This window comes from Mucilaginibacter sp. FW306-07-L (assembly GCF_058782065.1).
Genome location: NZ_JBYSXI010000001.1, coordinates 1,893,768 through 1,915,748, shown reverse-complemented (window position 1 = coordinate 1,915,748; position 21,981 = coordinate 1,893,768). Strand labels below are relative to the sequence as shown.

The 21,981-nt window shown below is 42.3% G+C and carries 15 protein-coding genes; 4 read left to right on the top strand and 11 right to left on the bottom strand.

Annotation, left to right across the window (positions count from 1 at the left end; genetic code table 11):
- Positions 1 to 62: 62 nt before the first annotated feature.
- Positions 63 to 2,645 carry a phosphoenolpyruvate carboxylase gene (locus AC3WJC_RS08380; RefSeq protein ID WP_492398628.1) on the bottom strand — a complete coding sequence of 861 codons (2,583 nt, stop codon included), beginning with the start codon at positions 2,643 to 2,645 and terminating at the stop codon, positions 63 to 65.
- 184 nt (positions 2,646 to 2,829) lie between these two features.
- Here AC3WJC_RS08380 and AC3WJC_RS08375 point away from each other — a divergent pair, with 184 nt between their 5' ends.
- Positions 2,830 to 5,004: an FUSC family protein gene (locus tag AC3WJC_RS08375; protein ID WP_492398627.1), complete on the top strand. Its 2,175-nt coding sequence runs from the start codon at positions 2,830 to 2,832 to the stop codon at positions 5,002 to 5,004.
- Here AC3WJC_RS08375 and AC3WJC_RS08370 read toward each other — a convergent pair.
- From AC3WJC_RS08370 to AC3WJC_RS08360, 3 genes are all read right to left on the bottom strand, one after another.
- A complete protein-coding gene (locus AC3WJC_RS08370; RefSeq protein WP_492398626.1) occupies positions 4,996 to 6,345 on the bottom strand; it encodes a PhoH family protein in 1,350 nt (449 codons plus the stop codon). The genes AC3WJC_RS08375 and AC3WJC_RS08370 overlap by 9 nt on opposite strands.
- Positions 6,346 to 6,486: 141 nt before the next feature.
- Entirely contained in the window at positions 6,487 to 7,203 is a 717-nt protein-coding gene (locus tag AC3WJC_RS08365; RefSeq protein WP_492398625.1) for a hypothetical protein, read from the bottom strand.
- A 666-nt stretch (positions 7,204 to 7,869) separates the two neighbouring features.
- Complete coding sequence (locus AC3WJC_RS08360; protein ID WP_492398624.1) at positions 7,870 to 8,214, bottom strand: tetratricopeptide repeat protein; 345 nt, start codon at positions 8,212 to 8,214, stop codon at positions 7,870 to 7,872.
- Positions 8,215 to 8,539: 325 nt separating this feature from the next.
- Between AC3WJC_RS08360 and AC3WJC_RS08355 the strand changes: the two genes are divergently transcribed.
- Both AC3WJC_RS08355 and AC3WJC_RS08350 read left to right on the top strand, forming a co-directional pair.
- Complete coding sequence (locus tag AC3WJC_RS08355) at positions 8,540 to 9,142, top strand: bifunctional nuclease family protein (protein WP_492398623.1); 603 nt, start codon at positions 8,540 to 8,542, stop codon at positions 9,140 to 9,142.
- Between the two features lie 144 nt (positions 9,143 to 9,286).
- Positions 9,287 to 10,546, top strand: a complete 1,260-nt coding sequence (locus tag AC3WJC_RS08350; protein ID WP_492398622.1) for a nucleoside permease — start codon at positions 9,287 to 9,289, stop codon at positions 10,544 to 10,546.
- A 75-nt stretch (positions 10,547 to 10,621) separates the two neighbouring features.
- Here the strand turns inward: AC3WJC_RS08350 and AC3WJC_RS08345 are convergent, their stop codons facing one another.
- Entirely contained in the window at positions 10,622 to 11,236 is a 615-nt protein-coding gene (locus AC3WJC_RS08345) for a porin family protein (protein WP_492398621.1), read from the bottom strand.
- Between the two features lie 200 nt (positions 11,237 to 11,436).
- Between AC3WJC_RS08345 and htpG the strand changes: the two genes are divergently transcribed.
- Complete coding sequence (gene htpG, locus AC3WJC_RS08340; RefSeq protein WP_492398620.1) at positions 11,437 to 13,320, top strand: molecular chaperone HtpG; 1,884 nt, start codon at positions 11,437 to 11,439, stop codon at positions 13,318 to 13,320.
- A gap of 101 nt (positions 13,321 to 13,421) precedes the next feature.
- Here htpG and AC3WJC_RS08335 read toward each other — a convergent pair whose 3' ends face one another.
- From AC3WJC_RS08335 to AC3WJC_RS08310, 6 genes are all read right to left on the bottom strand, one after another.
- Positions 13,422 to 14,213 carry an inositol monophosphatase family protein gene (locus AC3WJC_RS08335; RefSeq protein WP_492398619.1) on the bottom strand — a complete coding sequence of 264 codons (792 nt, stop codon included), beginning with the start codon at positions 14,211 to 14,213 and terminating at the stop codon, positions 13,422 to 13,424.
- A gap of 25 nt (positions 14,214 to 14,238) precedes the next feature.
- Entirely contained in the window at positions 14,239 to 15,396 is a 1,158-nt protein-coding gene (locus tag AC3WJC_RS08330; protein ID WP_492398618.1) for a prolipoprotein diacylglyceryl transferase, read from the bottom strand.
- A gap of 30 nt (positions 15,397 to 15,426) precedes the next feature.
- Positions 15,427 to 16,746, bottom strand: coding sequence for a tRNA (N(6)-L-threonylcarbamoyladenosine(37)-C(2))-methylthiotransferase MtaB (mtaB, locus tag AC3WJC_RS08325; RefSeq protein WP_492398617.1), 1,320 nt, complete (start codon positions 16,744 to 16,746; stop codon positions 15,427 to 15,429).
- Between the two features lie 86 nt (positions 16,747 to 16,832).
- Positions 16,833 to 19,232, bottom strand: coding sequence for an ABC transporter permease (locus AC3WJC_RS08320; RefSeq protein WP_492398616.1), 2,400 nt, complete (start codon positions 19,230 to 19,232; stop codon positions 16,833 to 16,835).
- A gap of 269 nt (positions 19,233 to 19,501) precedes the next feature.
- Positions 19,502 to 20,659: a glycoside hydrolase family 76 protein gene (locus tag AC3WJC_RS08315; RefSeq protein ID WP_492398615.1), complete on the bottom strand. Its 1,158-nt coding sequence runs from the start codon at positions 20,657 to 20,659 to the stop codon at positions 19,502 to 19,504.
- A gap of 75 nt (positions 20,660 to 20,734) precedes the next feature.
- Positions 20,735 to 21,955: an endo-beta-N-acetylglucosaminidase H gene (locus AC3WJC_RS08310; RefSeq protein ID WP_492398614.1), complete on the bottom strand. Its 1,221-nt coding sequence runs from the start codon at positions 21,953 to 21,955 to the stop codon at positions 20,735 to 20,737.
- Positions 21,956 to 21,981: the final 26 nt, after the last annotated feature.

Sequence of the window (21,981 nt, the reverse complement as noted above, 5' to 3'; positions counted from 1 at the left end):
TTGTTAACATAACAATAATATATCATTTAGGTTTACAAAAATCTGACAAAGTGCGGGTTGTTTTAAGCGAGGTTACGACCCGCATTCACAATACCATATACTGTTCTGATAGCTAATTTGTTATACACTTCGGTTAACTCACTGTTGCTATTTTTATTAAGCTGATTAAGGGCATAATGTTGTATTACCACTAAAGGCAACACTATTTTTTCGCGTATAGCGATTGACCGGCGCTCAACCGGGTAGTCAGCCATTAAAACCTCAGCACCGGTTAATTCAAGTAACATGCTTTTAGTTAGCTCAAATTCATCCTTCAGCATTTTCCAGAATTCGCCAAACTTTTCATCGTTCTCCAGGTAAGCGGTTACCCTGAAATCTGATTTCGACATGGCCATCATACAGTTATCCAGCATGGTACGGAAAAAACCGGAGCCGCTATATAACTCCTTAACCTGATCCCACTTGCCTTCGTCCTTCATTTTTTTAAGTGAAGTACCAACGCCATAAAAACCGGGGATGCTTTGTTTTAGCTGGCTCCAGGCAGTTACAAAACTGATGGCGCGTAAGTCTTCCAGTCTGAGTTTGGAGTCAGAGTTACGCTTTGTGGGGCGGCTGCTGATGTTTACCAACGACAATAGTTTTATCGGGCTGAATTTTTCAAGGTATTCCACAAATAGCGGATGCTCACGCAGGGCCATAAATAATTTATAGCTTTCATCAGCCATATCGCTGATCAGTGCCTTATGCCCGGCATCCAGCAGATCGTGCTGGTTAGGGTGCAAGGCCGATACGATGCCCGCGTGTATCAACTGCTCCATGTTAAAGCGAGCCGTTTCAACCGAGCCGTATTGCGAGCTGACAGTTTGCCCCTGTATGGTAAGCTGTATGTGTTTGTTAGCGATCTCCTGCCCCATTGACGAGTAGAAGCGATGTGTTTTACCACCGCCACGTGCCGGCGGGCCGCCCCTGCCATCAAAAAATGCCAGGTCGATACCATACTTACGAGCCATAGCGGTAAGCTCAACCTTGGCTTTATAGATCGACCAGTTGGCCATCAGGTAACCACCATCCTTGGTACTGTCAGAGAAACCAAGCATAACGGTTTGTAAGTTATCGCGCTGTTTAAGATGCTCCTTGTAGAATGGATGGGTATACAATTTTTCCATTACCCCGGCCGCATGTTTCAAATCGTTTACGGTTTCAAACAGTGGCACAAAATCAATGGTCAGATGATCTTTCTCCCAGCCGCTCCACAAAAATAAGTCGATCAGTTGTAAAATATCTGATGCTTGCTGGCAATTACTGATTATAAAACGCTGGCAAGCTTTTTCGCCGTTATTAAGCTGTATTTTTTTAACCAGGCGGATGGTATTTAAAGTATCCTTGGTCATTTCATCCGCATTGTCCGGACAAATAAAATCAGCTTCGTTAAATTTAATGCTCTTTAGTTTTTTAGCTTCATCAAGCTCAAAGTATTCGGGCTTAATACCGGTTTCGCTTATTTGCTCGCTGCCGTATTTAAATACGCTGCGCAGTACACGGCTATCCTGCCTGATGTCAAGCGTAGCAAAATAACAGCCGAACAGGCGTACTTTACGTATCATGCCTTCAACAATATCTAAAAACAGGCTATCGTGATCCTTGATCAGGGTATCGCGTATTGAGTTGAGCAGTTCAAGCAATTCGTCCTGCACATCATGCGGATCGCGTTGCGGGTTAAAGGCATTTTGGTATAACAGTTTCTCCAGGCTATCCAGCTTTTTATCAAACCCACGGAAGGTGATACGGCGCTTTAATACCTTGTAGTCACGATAGTAACATCTGAACAATACCTGCCTTAATATGCGCACAACCGAACGCGTGGTTTCGGTAACAACGTTGGGGTTACCATCGCGGTCGCCGCCCGGCCAAAAGCCCAGTTCAAGTATTTGATTTTTAGCGGCTATATCTATATCAAACTCATCCTGTAAGGTATTTTGTATGCCTGATAACGCATGGTAAAAAATATTTTCCAGGAACCAGATCAGGCTGGTAGCCTCGTCAACCGGTGTGGGCGATGTTTTGTTAAAGAATGGTGTTTTGCCCAACTGCTGCAACAACTCATCAATAGTGTTAATATCGTTATGCTTTAAAGCCTCGATCAGATCCGTCATGATGCCAAGCACTGTACCCGGATAAAACTGGGTTGGATGCGCGGTAAGCACCAGCCTTAACGACATTTCTTTCAGCTTTTCGCTGATGTCTTTACGGGCCTGGTCGCTGATATTGGTTTGTTGTAGCAGGCTTTGCAGCGTACCGGCATCCGCGGCACGGCCTATCTTGCCGAATGATGAATCCTCAATAGCATCAAAAAGTACCACCTGGCGCTCTATATACTGCAGCAGGCGGAACATGCGGTTGACCTGCTCCTCGTGATCGATATCGGGAACGTTCTTACTGAAGAACGAGTTAATGATCTCTTCAGGCGAAAGGCCTTCGTTTACTCCCTGTTCGCAATGCGCGGTAAAAAAGGGCAGCAATATGCCTATTTCTTTAACCTGGTAAAACGGAAGTGTTTGAAATAAACTGTTATATAACTCAAAGCGGGCAACAACCTCGTTATTAAAAGTTGCTTCTCTTTGGCTTAATTTTAACGATGCGGACATAGTTATTGTTGAATATTTGGGGCAAAACCAGCCGGTACACGATTGTACCCAGCCATTATCGCCGTGAATTTAAATAAAATCAGCAAAAAATGGCTTGTTTGTTAATATTTATGCGTGTTTGGCAATCAAAAAGTGAAAATAGTGGTATAAATACTATCCATAATAAAATGTGTAAATTTGCAAAGTGGCACTGAGCATCCCCAACCCCATCAATGATTCGCAGCAACGTGAGGTAAAAAGTTTTTTTTACAGTCAGTACTTTTCGGATGGATTGCGCTATACCGCAGGCATTTTATTCCCCTCGCTCCTGCTTTTGCAATTTGATTTATTGGATATTGGCTTTACCTTGTCGTTGGGTGCATTATGTACCTCAGTTATTGACAGCCCTGGCCCTGTAGTGCATAAACGCAATGCTATGGGGTTAGGTAATGTTTGCCTCTTTTTAGTGTCGCTCATCACCGGCTTTGCGCGGCTTAATATCATCGCCCTTGGCTTGGAGATCACCTTGTTCAGTTTTATATTTTCGCTGCTTATTGTGTATGGTAACCGTGCCGCATCAGTAGGTACCGCTGCCCTGCTGGCTATGGTGTTTATGATGGGTAAGGATACGCAGCCTAACGAAATACTAACGGTTAGCCTAACCCTGCTTGCCGGGGGCACATGGTACATGCTGTTCAGTTTATTATTTTTCAGGATCAGACCGTACCGGGCGGCACAACAAACGCTGGGTGAAAGCATTGGCGATATAGCCCGTTTCCTGCGTATTAAAGCTGATTTTTATGATGTTAATACTGATATTGACGAGAACTACCGTAAACTGGTTGCCCAGCAGGTACATGTCAGCACTCATCAGGACGCGGTAAGGGAGATACTATTTAAAAGCCGGATCACCGTAAAGGAGTCCACCAATGCCAGCCGTATACTGGTGCTTACCTTTGTTGATCTGGTTGATATGTTTGAGCAGGTAATGGCTACCCATTACGATTACGGCCATATCCGCGATAGCTTTAAAGATAGCGGCGTGCTGCCCGCTATAAACAAGATCATCTATAAAATGGCTGACGAGGTGGATAATGTTGCCTTTATGGTGCTTTCTAACCTGCGCAATAAAAGGGTGCTTGACCTGAGCAAGGATCTGGAGCACATTAAACAACTGATAGATGAAGCAGGAAATAAAACTGGCGGCAGCAACCTGGTTCTAAAAAAGATCCTCATAAACCTGCGCGATCTTAACCAAAAGATCCATAACATATACGATTATTATAACTCGAGTTCATCAAAACTGCTTTTTGAGAAGCAGGGCAAAATAGAGTATTCCAAATTCGTAACCCATCAGGATTATGCCCCGCATATATTCTTTGATAATTTAACCTTGAACTCTACGGCGTTTAAGCATGCCATGCGGGTATCATTGGTATGTTTTGTGGGCTTTGTTATCGCTAAGTTTTTTGCGCCGAGCCATCATAGTTACTGGATTTTGCTGACTATCATCGTGATCCTGAAACCGGGTTTCAGTTTATCAAAAGAGCGTAATTACCACAGGCTGATAGGTACTATTGTTGGCGGTATTATAGGTGTGTTGATACTGGGCTTTATCAGTAATACCAATGTTCTGTTCGGGCTGATGATCGTTTTGATGATCGGCACTTACAGTTTTACAAGGCTAAATTACATTGTAAGCGTGATATTCATGACCCCCTTTGTGCTTATCATGCTTAAATTTATTGGCATAGGTGGGTATAATATAGTTCAGGAACGCATACTGGATACCATTATAGGTTCATCTGTAGCGTTTATAGCCAGTTACTTTGTGTTTCCGTCCTGGGAGTTTGAGCAGATCAAGGAAAACTTGCGCGATGTTATCCATGCTAATGCCAACTACCTGGCAAAAATAGGTTACAGCATCGCGGGTAATGCAATAGATGTTACGGAATATAAACTTGCCCGTAAAGATGTGTTTGTACAATCGGCCAACTTATCAGCGGCTTTTCAGCGCATGACTTCGGAGCCGAAGAGCAAGCAACTAAAAATAAAGGACGTGCATAAGTTTGTGGTACTGAATCATATTCTATCATCCTATACCGCCACCATAGCTGCCGCTATTATGCGGCAGAATGTACACCGTGCCCGGCCGGAAGCTATACGTTCCATCAAGAAAAGTATAGCGGTACTTAACGATGCCAGTAAAAAGCTATACGGCCCGGCTGCCGAATTTAAGATAGAAAAACAGCTTACCGAAGAACCATTAACGCAGCAAGCGCCACCATCAGCAGATGATAACCTGCTTAAAGAGCAACTTGACTTTATCAATAAAATAAGTAACGACGTTATTAAAATTACCGACAGTATTTTACAATAACTGCGTGGCTAAATTAGCCAGTTCGCTACGTTCCCCTTTTTGCAGGGTAATGTGCGCATATAGCGGATGGTTCTTAGCTTTATCTATCAGGTAGGAAAGGCCATTACTTTCAGCATCCAGGTATGGGGTGTCTATCTGGTAAATATCCCCGGTAAACACGAATTTGCTGTTCTCACCCGCCCTTGATATAATGGTTTTTATCTCATGCGGGGTCAGGTTCTGTGCCTCGTCAACAATAAAAAAAATCTTGCTCAGCGTGCGCCCGCGAATAAAGGCCAATGGTGTAATGGTTATTTTATCATTGCTTACCAGTTCATCAATTTTGGTCTGCATCTTTTCATCACCGGCAAACTGATCTTTAATAAATTTGAGGTTATCCCAAATAGGTGCCATATATGGATCTATCTTTGACTTTACATCACCCGGCAAAAAGCCAATATCTTTATTACTGAGTGGCACTATGGGGCGGGTAACGTATATCTGGCGGTAATATTTACGCTGTTCCAGCGCGCTGGCTAAAGCCAGTAAGGTTTTGCCAGTACCCGCGTTGCCCTGTATGGTTACCAATTTTATATCAGGGTGCAGCAGCGCGTGTATGGCTAATGCCTGCTCGGTATTACGTGGAAAAATGTTTAGTACCGGTTGTTCTGTAACCTTTTCTAACTGTAAACTATTGGCATTATAAAATGCCGGGGTAGCTGTTTTTTTGGTATTGAAAATATAAAAATGGTTGCTTTTGTAGATAGCCGGATCAAGCATACCGTTTGACAGGGTTAGCTGCCTGTTAAGCTGGCCAACAAATTTTTCGGTAGTTTTATCAACTGCTGTAACGCCGGTATAAAGCTCACCAACATTTTTAATCTTGCCCGTTTCGTAGTCTTCGGCATTAATATTAATTGATTTGGCTTTGAGGCGCAGGCAAATATCCTTTGATACCAATATTACTTTTTTATCAGGATGCTCTTCCTGAACGCTTAACGCGGCATTCAAAATGCGGTGGTCGGTTTTTGCAGAACCGAATATTTTTTCAGCATCTTTTGAGGACTTGGCATCCATAATAACTTTAAAACGGCCCAGCCCCTTTTTATTAAGCGGAGTCCACTCATTAAGCAGGTTATCTCGCGATACCTCATTGATCAGCCGCAAAAAACTTCGTGCTTCAAAGTTGCGGGTATCGTTACCGTTCTTTTTATTATCGAGTTCTTCAAGTACCTCAACCGGTATTGCAACATCGTGTTCCTGGAAGCTCTCAAAAGCGTTATGGTCGTATAATATAACGGATGTATCCAGTACAAATATCTTTTTTTGTGAAGCTAACCTGCTCCTGCCTTCCTTTGCCATATCCTACTAAAGTAGGAATTAATGTTGCAGAAAAGCAAGTACTTAAACTACCTAAAGATGCATGACTAACGCATTAAGCATGAGTTTGCACTGGCCAATTCCGCGTTTTAGTTGATTAATGAGCTATATACGGTGATAAAATTATTCCGTATCTGTAAACGGATCGCCACCGATAAATATCATGGTATTGGTTGCTTTAGCGGGTGAGCCTGATGCCCCCATGGCAAATGATTTGGTTACTTTTTTACCATCATCATAAGTAAAGGTAATGGCATGGGCCGTAATTTTATAAGTACCCTTAGCGCTGGTAACTTTGCCCGCGCTGGCATTTGGTGTTGATATGCCGCTGTTGCTGCCGGCAGTAAAATGCGTAGCATCAACAAAATTGATCTTGCTGATGGTTAGGGCCATGGTACCATTGCCATAATCGCCGCCGGAGGCCTTTTCATAACCCTTTTTTAATGGCAATGATGCACTATAAGCAAATGCCGGAAACCAATTGCCTGCTCCAAGTTTATAATCATTAGTTTGATGTTTTGAATTGGTAAGGTAAAAAATAGCGCCTGTTTTTTTCCAGGTTCCCCAGGCCTTTGGGCGCGATTTTTTCGATGAGGCTACATCAAGGGTTTCAACAGGCTCGTCGCCAACTTCAAGGTATTCGCCGTTTTTAAAAAGCACCACTAACTCAAAACTAATGGCTGCCGGATAACCACTTATAGCCCGAAAATACCAACCCTCGATAGCCGGTGCCACATTAGTGACATTTAATTTATCATGATTACTTGAGGAATAGCCTGACTGAGATGTTGAAGTAATAATAATAAAGGCTGTTAAAACAGATAAGATGATGGTTTTCATGGTATGATGTTTTTGGTAAACAGATAACATAATAACTATCAAATGGTTGAGTTTATTTTGCAGAACAAAGAATTACCCGAAAAGTAATATACTACTAAATAAAAAAATGGTGTAAAAGCAAAACGGAAGCCTCCTCTGTTCGATTCAGCTTCCGTTTTTAACCTTGTTCCGGCCTTAGCCATCCTGAGGCATCAAGTTTTGTGTAATCTTTGATCGACCGGTTCTCACTTTCTTTCTTTGCAGATTTCAGCTACCTTCACAGTCACTACTTCTCGTCGCTTATGCTCCATAGAGCGCCGCGATTTCTGTAATACCTCGTTTACTTGTGCGTTTTTAAAATCACTTTCGTTATTCATCTTTCACACAGATCAGGAAACTTTCTCGTCAGGCTCTTCCTGAGATTTGCCGTTCCAATTTTAGTTTGCCTGTAAGGTTATCAAAGTACGTCGTTCTTGATAATACTAAGGTAGCCATAAGGTTAATGCTTGTCAAGTATTTTATCAAAGTAATTATCAACCTGTTTTGCACATTTAACCAACACATCATGTACTTAATTATCAGTAACTTATATGTATATATATATATTATTAACATGGTCAATATCACAACTATTACCTATTTACCTGATTATTAACTAAAAACCTTTAGGTCGGGTACTGTAAAAAATCAATAATCATCATCGTCATCATCAAATATGCCTGCTGCCTGGTTATAAGCGGCCTGCAATTCTGCATAAGCATGATTATCGCGCTTTTCACGGGTAATGCGCATACCGGTTTGATAAGTTGCTATAGCGTCCTCTTTACGGTTAAGCGCTTCATACAGTTTACCTAAATGGTAGTAGGTGCCCGTATAACCGGGGTGATTAGTCGTCAGATCCTCATAGTAAGCAAGTGCTTTTTCGGTATCATTCAACCTTAAATATTCTGTAGCCAGCGCGTATTTTAAAAATTCGTCGTTAGGCTCATTTTTTATAAACTCTAAAAGTTTTTCTAATCTGCTAACCTGCATATATAAATTAGTGTGGTAAAATTAAAATCAACATGGCTTAGCTATGTTGTTGTGCCGGCAAAAATAAGGTTTAATGTGGCAAACACGGAATTTGAAATATATCCTGTCAGCACAATTTCGTATATTCGGCTCAATTTAGTCAAGGCTAATTTAGGTAACCGTATGGCAGCCGTAACTACATAAATTTTAAACAAACGTGCCTGAGCATGGTTTTGCTGATGTAATTACAGTTTGGTAAAGTTCGGATTAGCTAATAACTCAATAAAATTAAAGCGTAGAAGAATACACACGGCACCGGCCGAAGGGTTTTGCGATGGGAAATAACATGAAAAAAATTGAGCTGGATATTGTTGGGCTATCATACAGTCAAACACAATCCGGCGCGTATGCCCTTGTTTTGGGCGAAATAAATGGCAGGCGCAGGTTACCGATCATCATCGGCAGCTTTGAGGCACAGGCCATAGCTATCGAGATTGAAAAGATGACCCCCAGTCGTCCGCTTACGCACGACCTTTTTAAAACCTTCGCGCAGTCGTTCAACATCAGTGTGCAGGAAGTGATCATATATAACCTGGTTGATGGTATATTTTATGCCAAGCTTCTGTGCAGCGATGGCAAGCGCACTATGGAGATCGATGCCCGAACATCCGACGCGATAGCTATCTCAGTAAGGTTTAGCTGTCCTATTTATACGTACGAATTTATCCTATCAACCGCGGGTATTGTTATTGAAGGTAATGAATTTGTGTACCTTGAAAATATTAACGACACCACCGAGGAGAAGCAAACAGTTTCAGCATCAGCAAGTAACTATGCCTCATTAAGTGAGGATGAACTGCGTACCCGCTTGCAGGAAGCCCTGGGCGAAGAGGCTTATGAAAAGGCCGCCAAACTGCGCGACGAACTTAATCGCCGTAAATCATCCTGATAAATATCAGCTATGACATTGAAAAGCGCTGCTTATACGAGTGGCGCTTTTAACGTTAATCCTCATAAACGCTTTCTATTATCCCGATATTTCGTTACTTTCCGCTTTTGAAATTAACTGACTTTTTATACTACTCAAGCCCTTATGAATATTAAGTTTCGCTTAATACTGATGAACTTTATGCAGTTTTTTATCTGGGGGGCGTGGTTGCTCACCATAGGTGCATACTGGTTTCAAAACAAACATTGGTCGGGCGCGCAGTTTGGCGCTATATTTTCAACCATGGGCATATCAGCTATATTTATGCCTGCATTAGCCGGTATTGTATCTGACAGGTATATCAACGCTGAAAAACTCTACGGCATAATGCATATTGGTGGCGGCCTGGTGCTTTTTTGCCTGCCAATGGTAACCAATCCGTTCACATTTTTTTGGGTGATGCTGATCAATATGTTCTTTTACATGCCTACGCTTTCTTTGTCCATAACCGTAGCTTATTCGGCCCTTAAAAACGAAAAAAAGGATGTGGTGGTTGATTATCCCCCTATCCGTTTTTGGGGTACAGTTGGTTTTATCGTGGCATTATGGGTAGTAAGTATCAGCAAAAATGAAACATCGGCTAATCAATTTTATATAGCCGGCAGCGTGGCGATGGCTTTAGGATTATACGCGTTTACCCTGCCGAAAGCCAGGCCAATGCTCAATAAAGCTACGGGGGTACTTGCATCCGGCAGCTTAGGATTAAACGCGTTCAAGCTATTACGAGATCCGCGTTTCGCCATCTTTTTCGCTTTTTCGCTATTGCTTGGCGCGGCTTTGCAGCTAACTAATGCTTACGGCGATACCTACATACATGGCTTTGCCGAGGTAGAAGCCTACAAAAACACCTGGGCAGTAAAATACCCGGCCATTATCATGTCTATATCCCAGTTTTCTGAAACGATATTCATCCTGGCTATTCCTTTCTTTTTGCGCAAGTTTGGCATCAAATACGTAATGTTGTTTAGTATGCTGGCCTGGGTATTGCGTTTCGGATTGTTTGCCTTTGGTAATCCTGCGGATGGTTTGTGGATGATCGTTTTATCGTGCATTGTGTATGGTATGGCGTTTGATTTTTTCAATATATCAGGCTCTCTGTTTGTTGAAACCCAAACCACGCCCGAAATTCGCGGCAGCGCACAAGGTTTATTTATGATGATGGTTAACGGCTTTGGTGCCGTATTTGGCAGTTTAGCCAGCGGTTTCCTGATCGATAGATTTTTCACCAATCCTGATAATACTAAGGACTGGAATGGTATATGGCTTACCTTCGCGGGTTATGCGCTGGCCATAGCGGTTGTATTTCCGTTTGTGTTTAAGTACAAACATAATGCCGCCCTTAAACACGCTATTGAACATGCTTAAAGTAAGCGCTACGAAAAACGAAGCAGGCTCCTTATTTGGGAGCCTGCTTCGTTTTTTAATAATCTATCATTCAAATTACATCGAGAATATTTTGTAAGCCAATGTAAGGTTGAACAAATTGATGCGGGCTTTTGAATTGCCCTCATTATAAGTTTGTTTGGTCAGGCCATACTCGTAACGCAGATCGATAGACAGTTCGCGGATGTCAACACCGGCACCTACCTGCCAGGCAAAGTTTTGGTTTTTAATATCAGTAAGCGTAACCGCGTTACCTACCGCGTTGCCAAAGCTTTGATCGTCGCTTATTTTAAATGAAATAAGCGGACCGGTATAAAAACGGCCGCCAAAACCTAATGCACCAACCTTGGTACCTACTAATAAAGGCACGTCAATACTGGTAAATTTTACGTTGTTAACAGTGGTTACACCGGCATTTTCCTGCTCTATTTTCACGTTTTTACCGGTAAGATATAGTTCGGGTTGAAAGTGGAAGCCTAAACCTCCTACCCTTGCCCAAAAACCGCCAAGGTAACCGGCACGGTTGGCACCGTCAAAATTATTATTTGATAGACCGAAGCTTGACAGGTTGACACCCGCTTTAGCGCCAAACTGAAAAGTTGGGATAAGCTGCGCTGACGCGAAATAAGTAGCCCCGAAAAAGAAGGCCACTATAAGTGTAAGTTTTTTCATGAGTGGTTTATTTTGTTTTTAACAAAGTGATTGAAAATTTGTGCTAAGTAACAGTAATTACATGAAAAATGTGTGATATTTTTTCCGCATCAAGCTAAATCTTCGATATCACTGCCAATTTGACAACCAAACACACTTTGGAACAGGCATTGATATTTGCGATGTACCGATCATTATTAAAATTATAACATTATAGAATTATGCAAGAAAAAGGCACAATTTCAATCCACACCGAGAATATTTTCCCGATAATTAAAAAGTTTCTTTACTCGGATAACGAGATCTTTTTGCGTGAGCTGGTATCAAACGCGGTTGATGCTACACAAAAGCTAAAACGCCTTTCGTCATTAGGCCAGTACAATGGCCCGGTTGATGACCTGCGTGTTGAGGTTGCTTTTGATAAGGATGCCAAAACCATCACCATATCTGATAACGGTATTGGTATGACTGCCGAAGAGATCAAGAAATACATTAACCAGATCGCATTTTCAGGCGCTACTGAATTTATGGAGAAATTCAAGGAAGCCAAAGATGCCAATGAGATCATCGGTCGTTTTGGCTTGGGCTTCTATTCAGCGTTTATGGTGGCCGATAATGTGGAGATTCAAACCCTATCCTACCAGGATGGTGCTAAACCGGCTTTCTGGGTATGCGACGGCAGTACCGAATTTGAAATAGGCGATGGTGTGTTGGAGGAGCGCGGTACCGAGATCACCCTGTATATTAACAGCGAATCGGAAGAATTTTTAGATAAGCACAAGCTTCAGCAGATATTAGACAAATACTGCAAATTCTTACCTGTGCCAATTAAATTCGGCACTAACGAGCAGGAAGAAGAAGATGGTGTTGACGAGGAAGGTAAACCGAAATACAAAACCACTGAAGTTGACAACATTATAAATGATACCAACCCCATCTGGACCAAAGCACCGAACGAGTTAAAGGATGAGGATTACCTGAAATTCTACAAGGAGCTGTATCCGTTCTCTGAAGATCCGCTGTTTTGGATTCATTTGAATGTGGACTATCCGTTCAACCTAACCGGTGTACTGTACTTCCCTAAATTAAAAAATGATTTTGAAGTACAGCGTAACAAGATTAAACTGTTCTCGCGCCAGGTGTTTATCACCGATGAGGTAAAGGATATTGTACCTGAGTTTTTAATGTTGCTGCATGGTGTAATTGATTCGCCGGATATTCCGCTTAACGTATCGCGTAGCTTTTTACAGGCCGATAGCAACGTTAAAAAGATCAACAACTACATCACCAAAAAAGTTGCTGATAAACTGACCGAAATATTCAAGCAAGACCGTAAAGCATACGAAGAAAAATGGAGCAATATTGGCCTGTTTGTTAAATACGGTTTTGTAAGTGAAGAGAAGTTCTACGAAAAGGCTAAAGATTTTGTATTGTTAAGCAATACTAACAACGAAAACTTTACGCTGAACGAATACAAAGAAAAGGTAGAAGCGACTCAAACCGATAAAGATGGCCAACTGGTATACATTTATACCAATGATGCCGCCAAGCAGGATTCATTTATACAATCAGCCAATAAAAAAGGTTATGATGTATTGTTGATGAACTCTCCTATTGATAATCACTTCATCAGCCACCTGGAGCAAAAGCTGGATAAAACATCACTTAAACGCGTGGATGCCGATGTAGCTGATAAGCTGATTAAAAAAGATGATGCACCTGAAACAGTATTGACGGAAGAGCAAACCACCAAAGTTAAAGAGATATTTACCAAAGCCATTAACAAACCAGCCTATCGTGTTGAACTGGAAAGCCTAAGCCCTGACGAGTTACCGGTAACAGTAACTATGGACGAATTTATGCGCCGCATGAAAGATATGGCAGCTATGGGCGGCGGTATGGGTTTCTATGGCAATATGCCCGATAACTATAAGGTGATAGTAAACGGCAATCATAAACTGATCAGCCGGATATTGGAAGCCGAAAGTGATGATGCACAATCGCAATTGGCTAAACAGGCATTTGATTTGGCCCTGCTATCGCAAGGCTTATTAACCGGCCCTGAACTTACCGAGTTTGTTAACCGCAGCGTTAACCTGATTTAAGTAGCATTAGCCTAATACAAACCAAAAGCTCCCATGAAATCTAATTCATGGGAGCTTTTATTTTAATGCAATTTTATCAGTGAAATCAATCTAAGAAATCCTCAATTAAAATACTTTTGAATAACGTGCAGCATTTCGTCAGTAATTTTGCCGTTGGTGGCTAATAGCTCACGGGTTTCTATAACCTCGTCACCGCCTTTAAAGTTTACTACTTGCCCGCCGGCTTGTTTAACAATTACAATACCCGCGGCAACATCCCAGGCGTTAAGGTTATATTCATAAAAAGCACCAAAGCGCCCACAAGCTGTATATGCCAGATCAACCGCGGCAGAGCCTATGCGGCGCAAACCATGGCAGCTTTTCATCAGTTCGGCAAATAATTGGATATACTGATCCTGCTTGCCAAAATCATAGTAAGGAAAACCTGTCGCTAATAAACTACATTCGAGTGTTGGCGTATTACTCACCCTGATCTCCGTACCATTAAGATAAGCCGGTGCACCTTTCCAGGCATAAAAGCATTCATCCAGGTTAACCTCATAAACCACGCCTGCAACCAGCTCATCATACTCCTTTAAAGCAATGCTGATAGAAAATATAGGCAAGCCATGTATAAAATTGGTTGTACCATCCAGCGGATCGATGATCCAGTTGTACACCTGACCTATTTTGGTTGATGTTTTCTCTTCGGTAATAAAACCGGCAATGGGCAGTATTTTTTCAAGCCCGGCAACCAATTGCTGCTCAGCGGTTTTATCCACGTATGATACCAGGTCATTAAGGCCCTTGTATTCTATTTTATCCGTACTAAAGGTTTTTCTTTCCTGGCGGATAAAATCACCAACCTGTTTAGCCAGTTCAACCGTGCTTAATACAATTTCCTGCAAGTTCATATCTATGTATTTTTGAACGTATTATTTATGCCGACTGCTCTTTTTTATTATCGCTTCTCGCAATCAATATCGCCCCGCCAATAACCATAAACAACGAAATCATTTCGGCCTGGGTAAATGATATACCGAACAAATGGTATTTTGTATTGACACGGATAAGCTCTATAAAGAAACGCTCAACTCCTGCCAATATTAAATAGATACCGAAAAGAGCACCAGGTTTGGTTATTTTTTTACGCAAACCCCAAATCACCAAAAACAGAATAAGGCACATAATTACCTCATAAAATGGTGTAGGGAAAACCGGTTGCGGCAATTCGTGGCAATACTTGCCAATGCAGCCTGGTATGGGTATACCTTCGCTATTAACGTTGTGCGGATATTTAAATGCCCACATCCAATCAGGTGCCCAACTGAGCCAGTCTGGTTTTGGTGCAAGGTTGGTGATACCCCAGTCGCCATCACCAGCCATCTGGCAGCCAATACGGCCTACCGCGTAAGATAGCATCATGCCGGGGCCGCCAATATCAAGCATGGTTAGCGGTTTAATGCCATTTTTGTTGGCGATATATAGTACCGCTGCGCCGCCGCAAATTAACCCGCCATAAAAAGTTAATCCGCTGGTACCGATAAGCATCCCTACCGGATCGGCCATGAAAGCATCCCAATTTTCGAGCGCGTTAAACAGCTTGGCACCTGCAAAACCGAAAACTGCAGCCCAAAGCAAAATGTTACCCATTAACTCATGCGGATGCACCAATACCTGCTGCTGTACAGGTTGAGGCAGGCGTTGCTTTTTATTTTCGGCATAAGCCCAATAAACAAATACAGCGGCAAGTACTATACCCCCAAGCAAATTGCCGCGGGTAGAGAGCAGAAAGGTTTGCGTATCATTTACCAGGTCATGATAATTCAATATGGCATCTAAAACCTTGTAGCCGATAATAAAACCAAACACGCCATTCCCTACCATCTCCGCTAACGAAAGTGGTTCACCAACGGTTATTGTTTTTTGTATGGGATGTATCTGGCCAAGCGCTTCGCGGCGCTTAAATTCCTGAACAAAAGCCCAGTATGCAGCCATAAAGGCTATCGCTACAAAAAAACCAAAAGTTTGTATAGGTAATGGTGGTACGTTTAACCCGGTAAGATATTGTATCAGCTCGGATATGGTAGGAAACATAAGCAGTATTTTGAGGACGAATATATGCTTTTAATGCACTAATACCTCAACAGCTTCTGTAATTTCTACATCACCGTCCGGTGATATATTTGTTAAATGCACGGTTTTAAGTTCGTTAACCAATACAGGATCATACTTGGCCTTTACCTTTACATAGTTACGGGTAAAACCATGCATAAAGCCGTCCTTAATATCACCCTCAAACAATACCTCTTCGGTTTTATTGAGCTGGCCTTCGTAGAAGGCACGGCGTTTCTTGTCAGACAGGATATGCAGCATCTTGCTTCTGTCGGTACGGGTTGAGCCGGGTACAGCGCCTGTCATTTCGGCGGCAAGTGTGTTTTCACGTTCCGAATAGGTAAACACGTGCAGATATGAAATATCCATACCATTCAAAAAGTTATAGGTATCTACAAAATCCTCTCGGCTTTCGCCGGGAAAGCCCACAATAACATCTACACCTATGCAGCAGTCGGGCATTATGGCCTTGATCTTCGCTACCCTATCAGCATACAAAGCACGCTTGTAACGGCGGCGCATCAAGCCTAATATTTTATCAGAGCCCGATTGCAGCGGAATATGAAAATGCGGCACAAACCTTTTAGAGGTATATACAAACTTAATGATCTCGTCGGTAAGCAAATTGGGTTCGATGGATGAGATGCGTATCCTGTCAATCCCTTCAACCTCATCAAGCGCTTTTACCAGGTCAAAAAATTTATCTTCGCGCTGGCCATTACGGATACCAAAATCGCCAAGGTTCACGCCGGTAAGGACGATCTCCTTAACGCCTGACGCAGCAATTTGCCTTGCCTGCTCCAGTACATTCTTAATGGTATCGCTGCGGCTGGCACCACGAGCTAAAGGTATGGTACAAAAGGTGCATGAGTAATCGCAACCGTCCTGAACTTTAAGGAAAGTACGGGTACGGTCACCAAATGAATACGCCGGAACAAACTCATTAGCCTCAGAAACCGGCTGGTTATATACCAGCGCCTTCGGCTGCTTGGTAAGATCAGTAATATGATCGATGATCTGGAATTTCTCAGCAGCGCCAAGCACCATATCAACACCCGGTATTTCGGCTATCTCTTTGGGCTTTAACTGGGCGTAGCAGCCAACAATAGTTATGTAAGCGTTAGGTGAAACTTTTAAGGCCTCCTTAACTATTTTCTTACATTTTTTATCAGCATTTTCAGTTACAGAACAGGTGTTGATCACATAAACATCGGGCGTATCAGTAAAATCAACGGTATCATAACCCGCCTGGTTAAATAACCTGCCGATACTCGAAGTTTCCGAATAATTAAGCTTACAGCCCAGTGTATAAAATGCTACTTTCCTGTTCATTGTCAATCCGCAAAGATAATTATTCCTGATCAGAAATTACAGAATTAGGCAATTATCAGAATTTGATGACATGAATTACAAAAGCACTATTCCGTTCTCAAACTTTTTACCGGATTAGCCAAAGCCGCTTTTATAGCGTGCGAACTGATGGTAAGCAAGGCGAATAAAACAGCCACCCCACCTGCGATGATGAAAGCCCATACGTTAATACTTATCCGATAACTGAAAGACATCAGCCATTTATTCATGGCGTACCAGGCCAATGGCGAGGCGATAAGGATAGATATGATTACGAGTTTCAGGAAATCGCCTGTCAATAACGTAGTAATACCTGATACGCTTGCACCAAGCACTTTGCGAATGCCGATCTCCTTAGTACGCTGCTCTGCAACAAAGGCAGCCAGGCCAAACAAACCCAAACAGGCAACAAAAATGGCCAGTAATGAAAACGCCGTAATGGTGCTGGCGGTATTCCGTTCAGATACGTATAGATTTTGAATATAGCTATCCACAAACTGGTAATCAAAACTCGAATTAGGCATATCGGCTTTAAAAGCACGTTGTACCTGCTGCATAAAACCGGATAGGTTTTTAGCATCGTACCTGATCAGCAAGTTCTGTTGTGATTCGGGTGCTTTATTCATGCTATAGTACACATAACCGCCTATTTCGTTTTTTAAGGATTGGTAATTAAAGTTCTGAACAACGCCGGTTACTATAGCCCTTTTAAGCATTTCGGTACCAATATGTTTGCCGATAGCCTCCTGCGGAGATTTGAAACCAAGATATTTTAGCACGGCCTCATTGATCAGTACATAGCAATTGGTGTCGTCCTTAGCAAGCGTTTGCGGTAACGAACTACCGGCCAGCAGCTTTAATTGCATCGTATTCACTATCGATCCATCGGTATTACAGGTTTTTACCGGCAGGCTTTCTTTATCTGTAGATAATCTTTTGATACTTCTGCCACTCTCACCATCACCCGGAATAGCTTGAACCGCCGAAACGCTCTGAACACCTGACATACCGCGAAGGTCATTCATAAAGGCGGTTACCTGCTGTTTGTTCTCTGCTGATTTGATACTGACAGATACAATACCGTTAGGATTGTAACCCAGATCCTTATTGCGGATATATTGCATTTGCTGTAAGATCACGATCACCGAAATAATCAGCACGATGGATGATGCGAACTGAAACACCACTAACGAGCGGCGAAGTAAATCAGCGAAGGAGTTTTTTAGTTTTAGCTTATTCATTAAAACCAGCGGCGATATGCCCGACATAGAAAAAGCCGGATAACTACCTGCTATTAAAGTGACAAACAACCATATAGTTAACAAACTAAGTAAAACAGGTAGCGTTAAAAACGCTGCTGCACCCAGCTCAATACCGGTAATATGGGTTATAACCGGTGCCAGCACAACAGCCAGCAAGTAACCTATCACAATGGCAATTAAGGATAGCAAAGCTGTTTCAGTATAAAACAAGGCCAGCAAATGTTGCTTGTTGGCACCTAAAACCTTATTTACACCTACGCCCTTCGCGCGCTTTTGCGAGCGGGCAGTAGCTAAGTTCATGTAGTTTATACAAGCTATAAGCAGTACCAGCAATGACAAGAATATCAATGCCTTTACCGTAGTAATACTCCCCATACGGGATGAATAACCTTCTCTTGTATCACCGGAATAAAGGTGAATGTCAGCTAATGGCTGTAGTATAAATCGGCTAAAATATTTGTTATCCTTCTCAACATTTTTATCTATCAGCGCGGTAGCGGCGGCCTGTACCTGTGCAACGTTAGCTTTGGGTTGCAGCAGGCAATAAGTTTCGTAACTGGCATTGCTCCAGTACACATCTTTACCGGCCCACGTATCCATAATGTTATAGATCATGTCGCAATCAATAGTACTGTTATTTGGCAGGTTGGCATAAACGCCTGATACATGCAGTGTATCGCGATTATTTACGTAGATCAGTTTGCCAAAGGCCGCCTCTTTACCGTACAAGCGGTCTTTAGCCGCTTGCGAAATAACAATTGATTTAGGCTGTGCGAATGCCGTAACTGCATTCCCTTCAACAAAATTGATATCAAATATATTGAACACTGTTGAGTCGGCCATGTACAGCCCCTTTTCCGTAAAATTCTTATTATCTGTTTTGATAGAAACTGAGGCACCAAAATCGTGCTTGATAAGACGGGTAGCCGCTTTTACCTGCGGTATAGCTTGCGCAATGGCCGGCCCAACCGCATTAGGTATCTGCGCCCATACCTGGAAGTTGTAGGGCTCGGTGGTTTGCATGTTTACCCGGTAAATATTCTTTGAATTTTTAAACATGCGGTCGAAACTCAACTCATAGTTAATGCAGGCAAAAAGAGAGATACAAACACACATGCCTATGGCCAGGCCGGCTATGTTAAGCATGGTAAACAACTTATTGCTCAAAATGCTGCGCCAGGCCATTTTAAAATAATTCTGTATCATATCTCAATCAATATTAGTTTGTGTTTACTTGCAACTCAATTAAAGCTTCAAGCTATATATGCGGAATTTTCAAAATATATGCCGATTAAGCAAAAGTCTGTATCACATGCAGTTGCAAATTAATTATTTCAATACAGTGTTCGCTTTCGATACAGAGGATGTTCGGTTTTAAAAGTTATAATAAGTCAATTCATCAATAAAAAGCCCTTACCAGTTAGCTAATAAGGGCTTTTTATTAGATCAGAAAACGATCAATAGGTTTACTGTAATCAATGATAACGGTAAACATTGTTAAGCATGGATACGCCGTTATGGGTTTCAAAAGCATTGCGTACACCTGTATCAGGTGTGCGTACACCCCACTTGCCCCACATTATTCCGTTTGAGTTACGTACCGACCATGCCGCGGTAGCGTTATTATCCAGCCATTGGCCAAAGGTGCTTTGCAGGTTTGCGGACTCCACATAGATACATGCCCAACGTACAAAAATACCCTTAAAGCCCTGCGTATCGCCCGTGTCGTATTCATCAGGCAATATACCTGCCGAATTACACATGTTGTTCTTGGTGTGGTTCATCACATTATTAGCCATGGTAAGGTAGTTAACCGAGGGATAATCGTTGCGCAACACATCGCACGCGCCGATAAATGTACCCTGGGTATAAGTGCGCGTACCTTCAGTTATTACATTGGCAGCATTAACAGCACCCTTAACCTCACCGTTGGAGTTATAAAACTTACCTACCATCCAGTCCATAATCATTTTGGCCTTGTTTTTATAATCAACATTACCGGTAGCCTGATAGATCTTCATGGCGCAAATAACAGCCGGGGCGTTTACGCAAACGTTTTTAGATTGCTTGTCTGTTTTCCACCACAGGCCGCCACCAAGCTGGGTATCCCAGGCACGGTTCCAAACCAAATCAAAATTAGCTTTGGCCATATCCAGCATACCGCCATCATTAGTTATGGCATAAGCGCGTACACACATTAATGCTCCCCAAATAACATCGTCGTTAAATTCGTTATTAGCCCAGTTGGTGCCATAACCGTCGCGCATGCCGTTGTACAGGTAATGAATCTTATTCTTAAAGTCCTGACTTGGGTTGGCATCATAAGCATCAATAAACATTTCGATAGCCTCAGCCTGCGTCCAAAAGTCCATGCGGCCGGTATGGTTCTGATCTTTCCAGTAATAGGCTTTGAATGATGATCCGTAAGTGCCGTATTGGTTGTAAAAATTATTATTGTACACCTGCATTGCCACAAGTGCCTCGCTGAGTGTAGGTATAGCGTCAACACGTTTGTTTCCGTTCAAAGCTGATATATCCTCTTTGGCTAACGGTTCATTTTTCTTACAACCGACGGCGAATATAATGATTAATGCAAAACAAGATAACAGCAGTAAGATAGTTTGCTTTTTCATAGTTAGTAAATAATTGGTTGGTTGATAGAAGATCAAAGCCTTTCTGATAACCAAAAAGGCTTTGATCTAAAGTAATTATTGAATTTTTACAGATGTTACCAGATCGTTAGCGTTCGGCGAAATGGCTGTAAAATTGGAGTTGTTGGATGTAAGTGTCCATGATTGGCCTGTGGAATTATTATCCGCATACATGGTTACCGTCCAACCGCTTGGAATTTTTATGGATGATGCCCAGTCATTCACAAAACCAAATTTTTCAAGTTGGGTAAGTGAGTAGGTTCCTTTCGGAATTATACCTGTACCATAGCCACCGTAATTGGCATCCGCAAAAAAGCGCACACCGGTACCGATGCTGGTATCGTACACCGTAGCTTTGCCATATAACGGATTAGAGAAGCTTGACAGATAGGTATGCACATCAGTATTAGGCAAATTATACGCAAGGTAAATACCATAGCCATTGTTAACGGTTTGCGTTGCCAGGTTAGCGGCAACAGTTGAGCTGGTTTGTTGAATATCAATAGCTGCAGGGCCAAGGTTTGCTGTGCTTAAGCCCGGTACGTTTGGTACCGAATAAGTGCCATACATGGCATTCCAGCTATAGTTTATTTTTGAACCTACGGTAACACCATTGTATGACAAGCGTGATGCTGCCGGCCCGTAATAGTAAAACGAGATTATTTTGTTAGGCAACAATTGGCGCAATGCGGTTACCAGGTAAACAAATGAACTTGAGTTGGGTTGGCCAGTTCCGTTTGCTCCATAATCTGAATATTCGTCGTCAAAGTCAATACCATCTAAATTATAGGTATTAACTGCGTTGGCTAACTGCTGGGCAAATGCCTGAGCGGCTGCCTGGTTTGGAAAATTACAGATACCCGCCCCCTGGTGATTACCTAAGATGGATAGCAGCACTTTTATACCCCTGTCCTGCAAAGGCTGTACGTAGGTATTACGGTTGGCAAGTACATTGGTAACCTGCGGATTAAAGTAAAGCTGTGCAGTTTGGGTTGAGGTGTTGTAATTGATATTTGCAGCGAAGATGATACCAATATCAAACAACTGTTCGCCGGTTGATAGCTTGTAGTAACCTACGTTGCGCAGGTCATTATAATTCACTTCAACATAACATACACTTTTAGGGCCGCTGGCACCTAAAGCATCGGCACGTTTGGTTGGCTTGGTTTTAATTTGATCGGCTACGGGTGCAGCATCCTTTTTACAGGCAGAAATTAAGAGCATAAAAGCTCCTGATGCCGCGATCGCAGCACTTCTCAGCATTAAATTTGTTTTCATAATTTGGTTTTTAGGATTAATTGGTT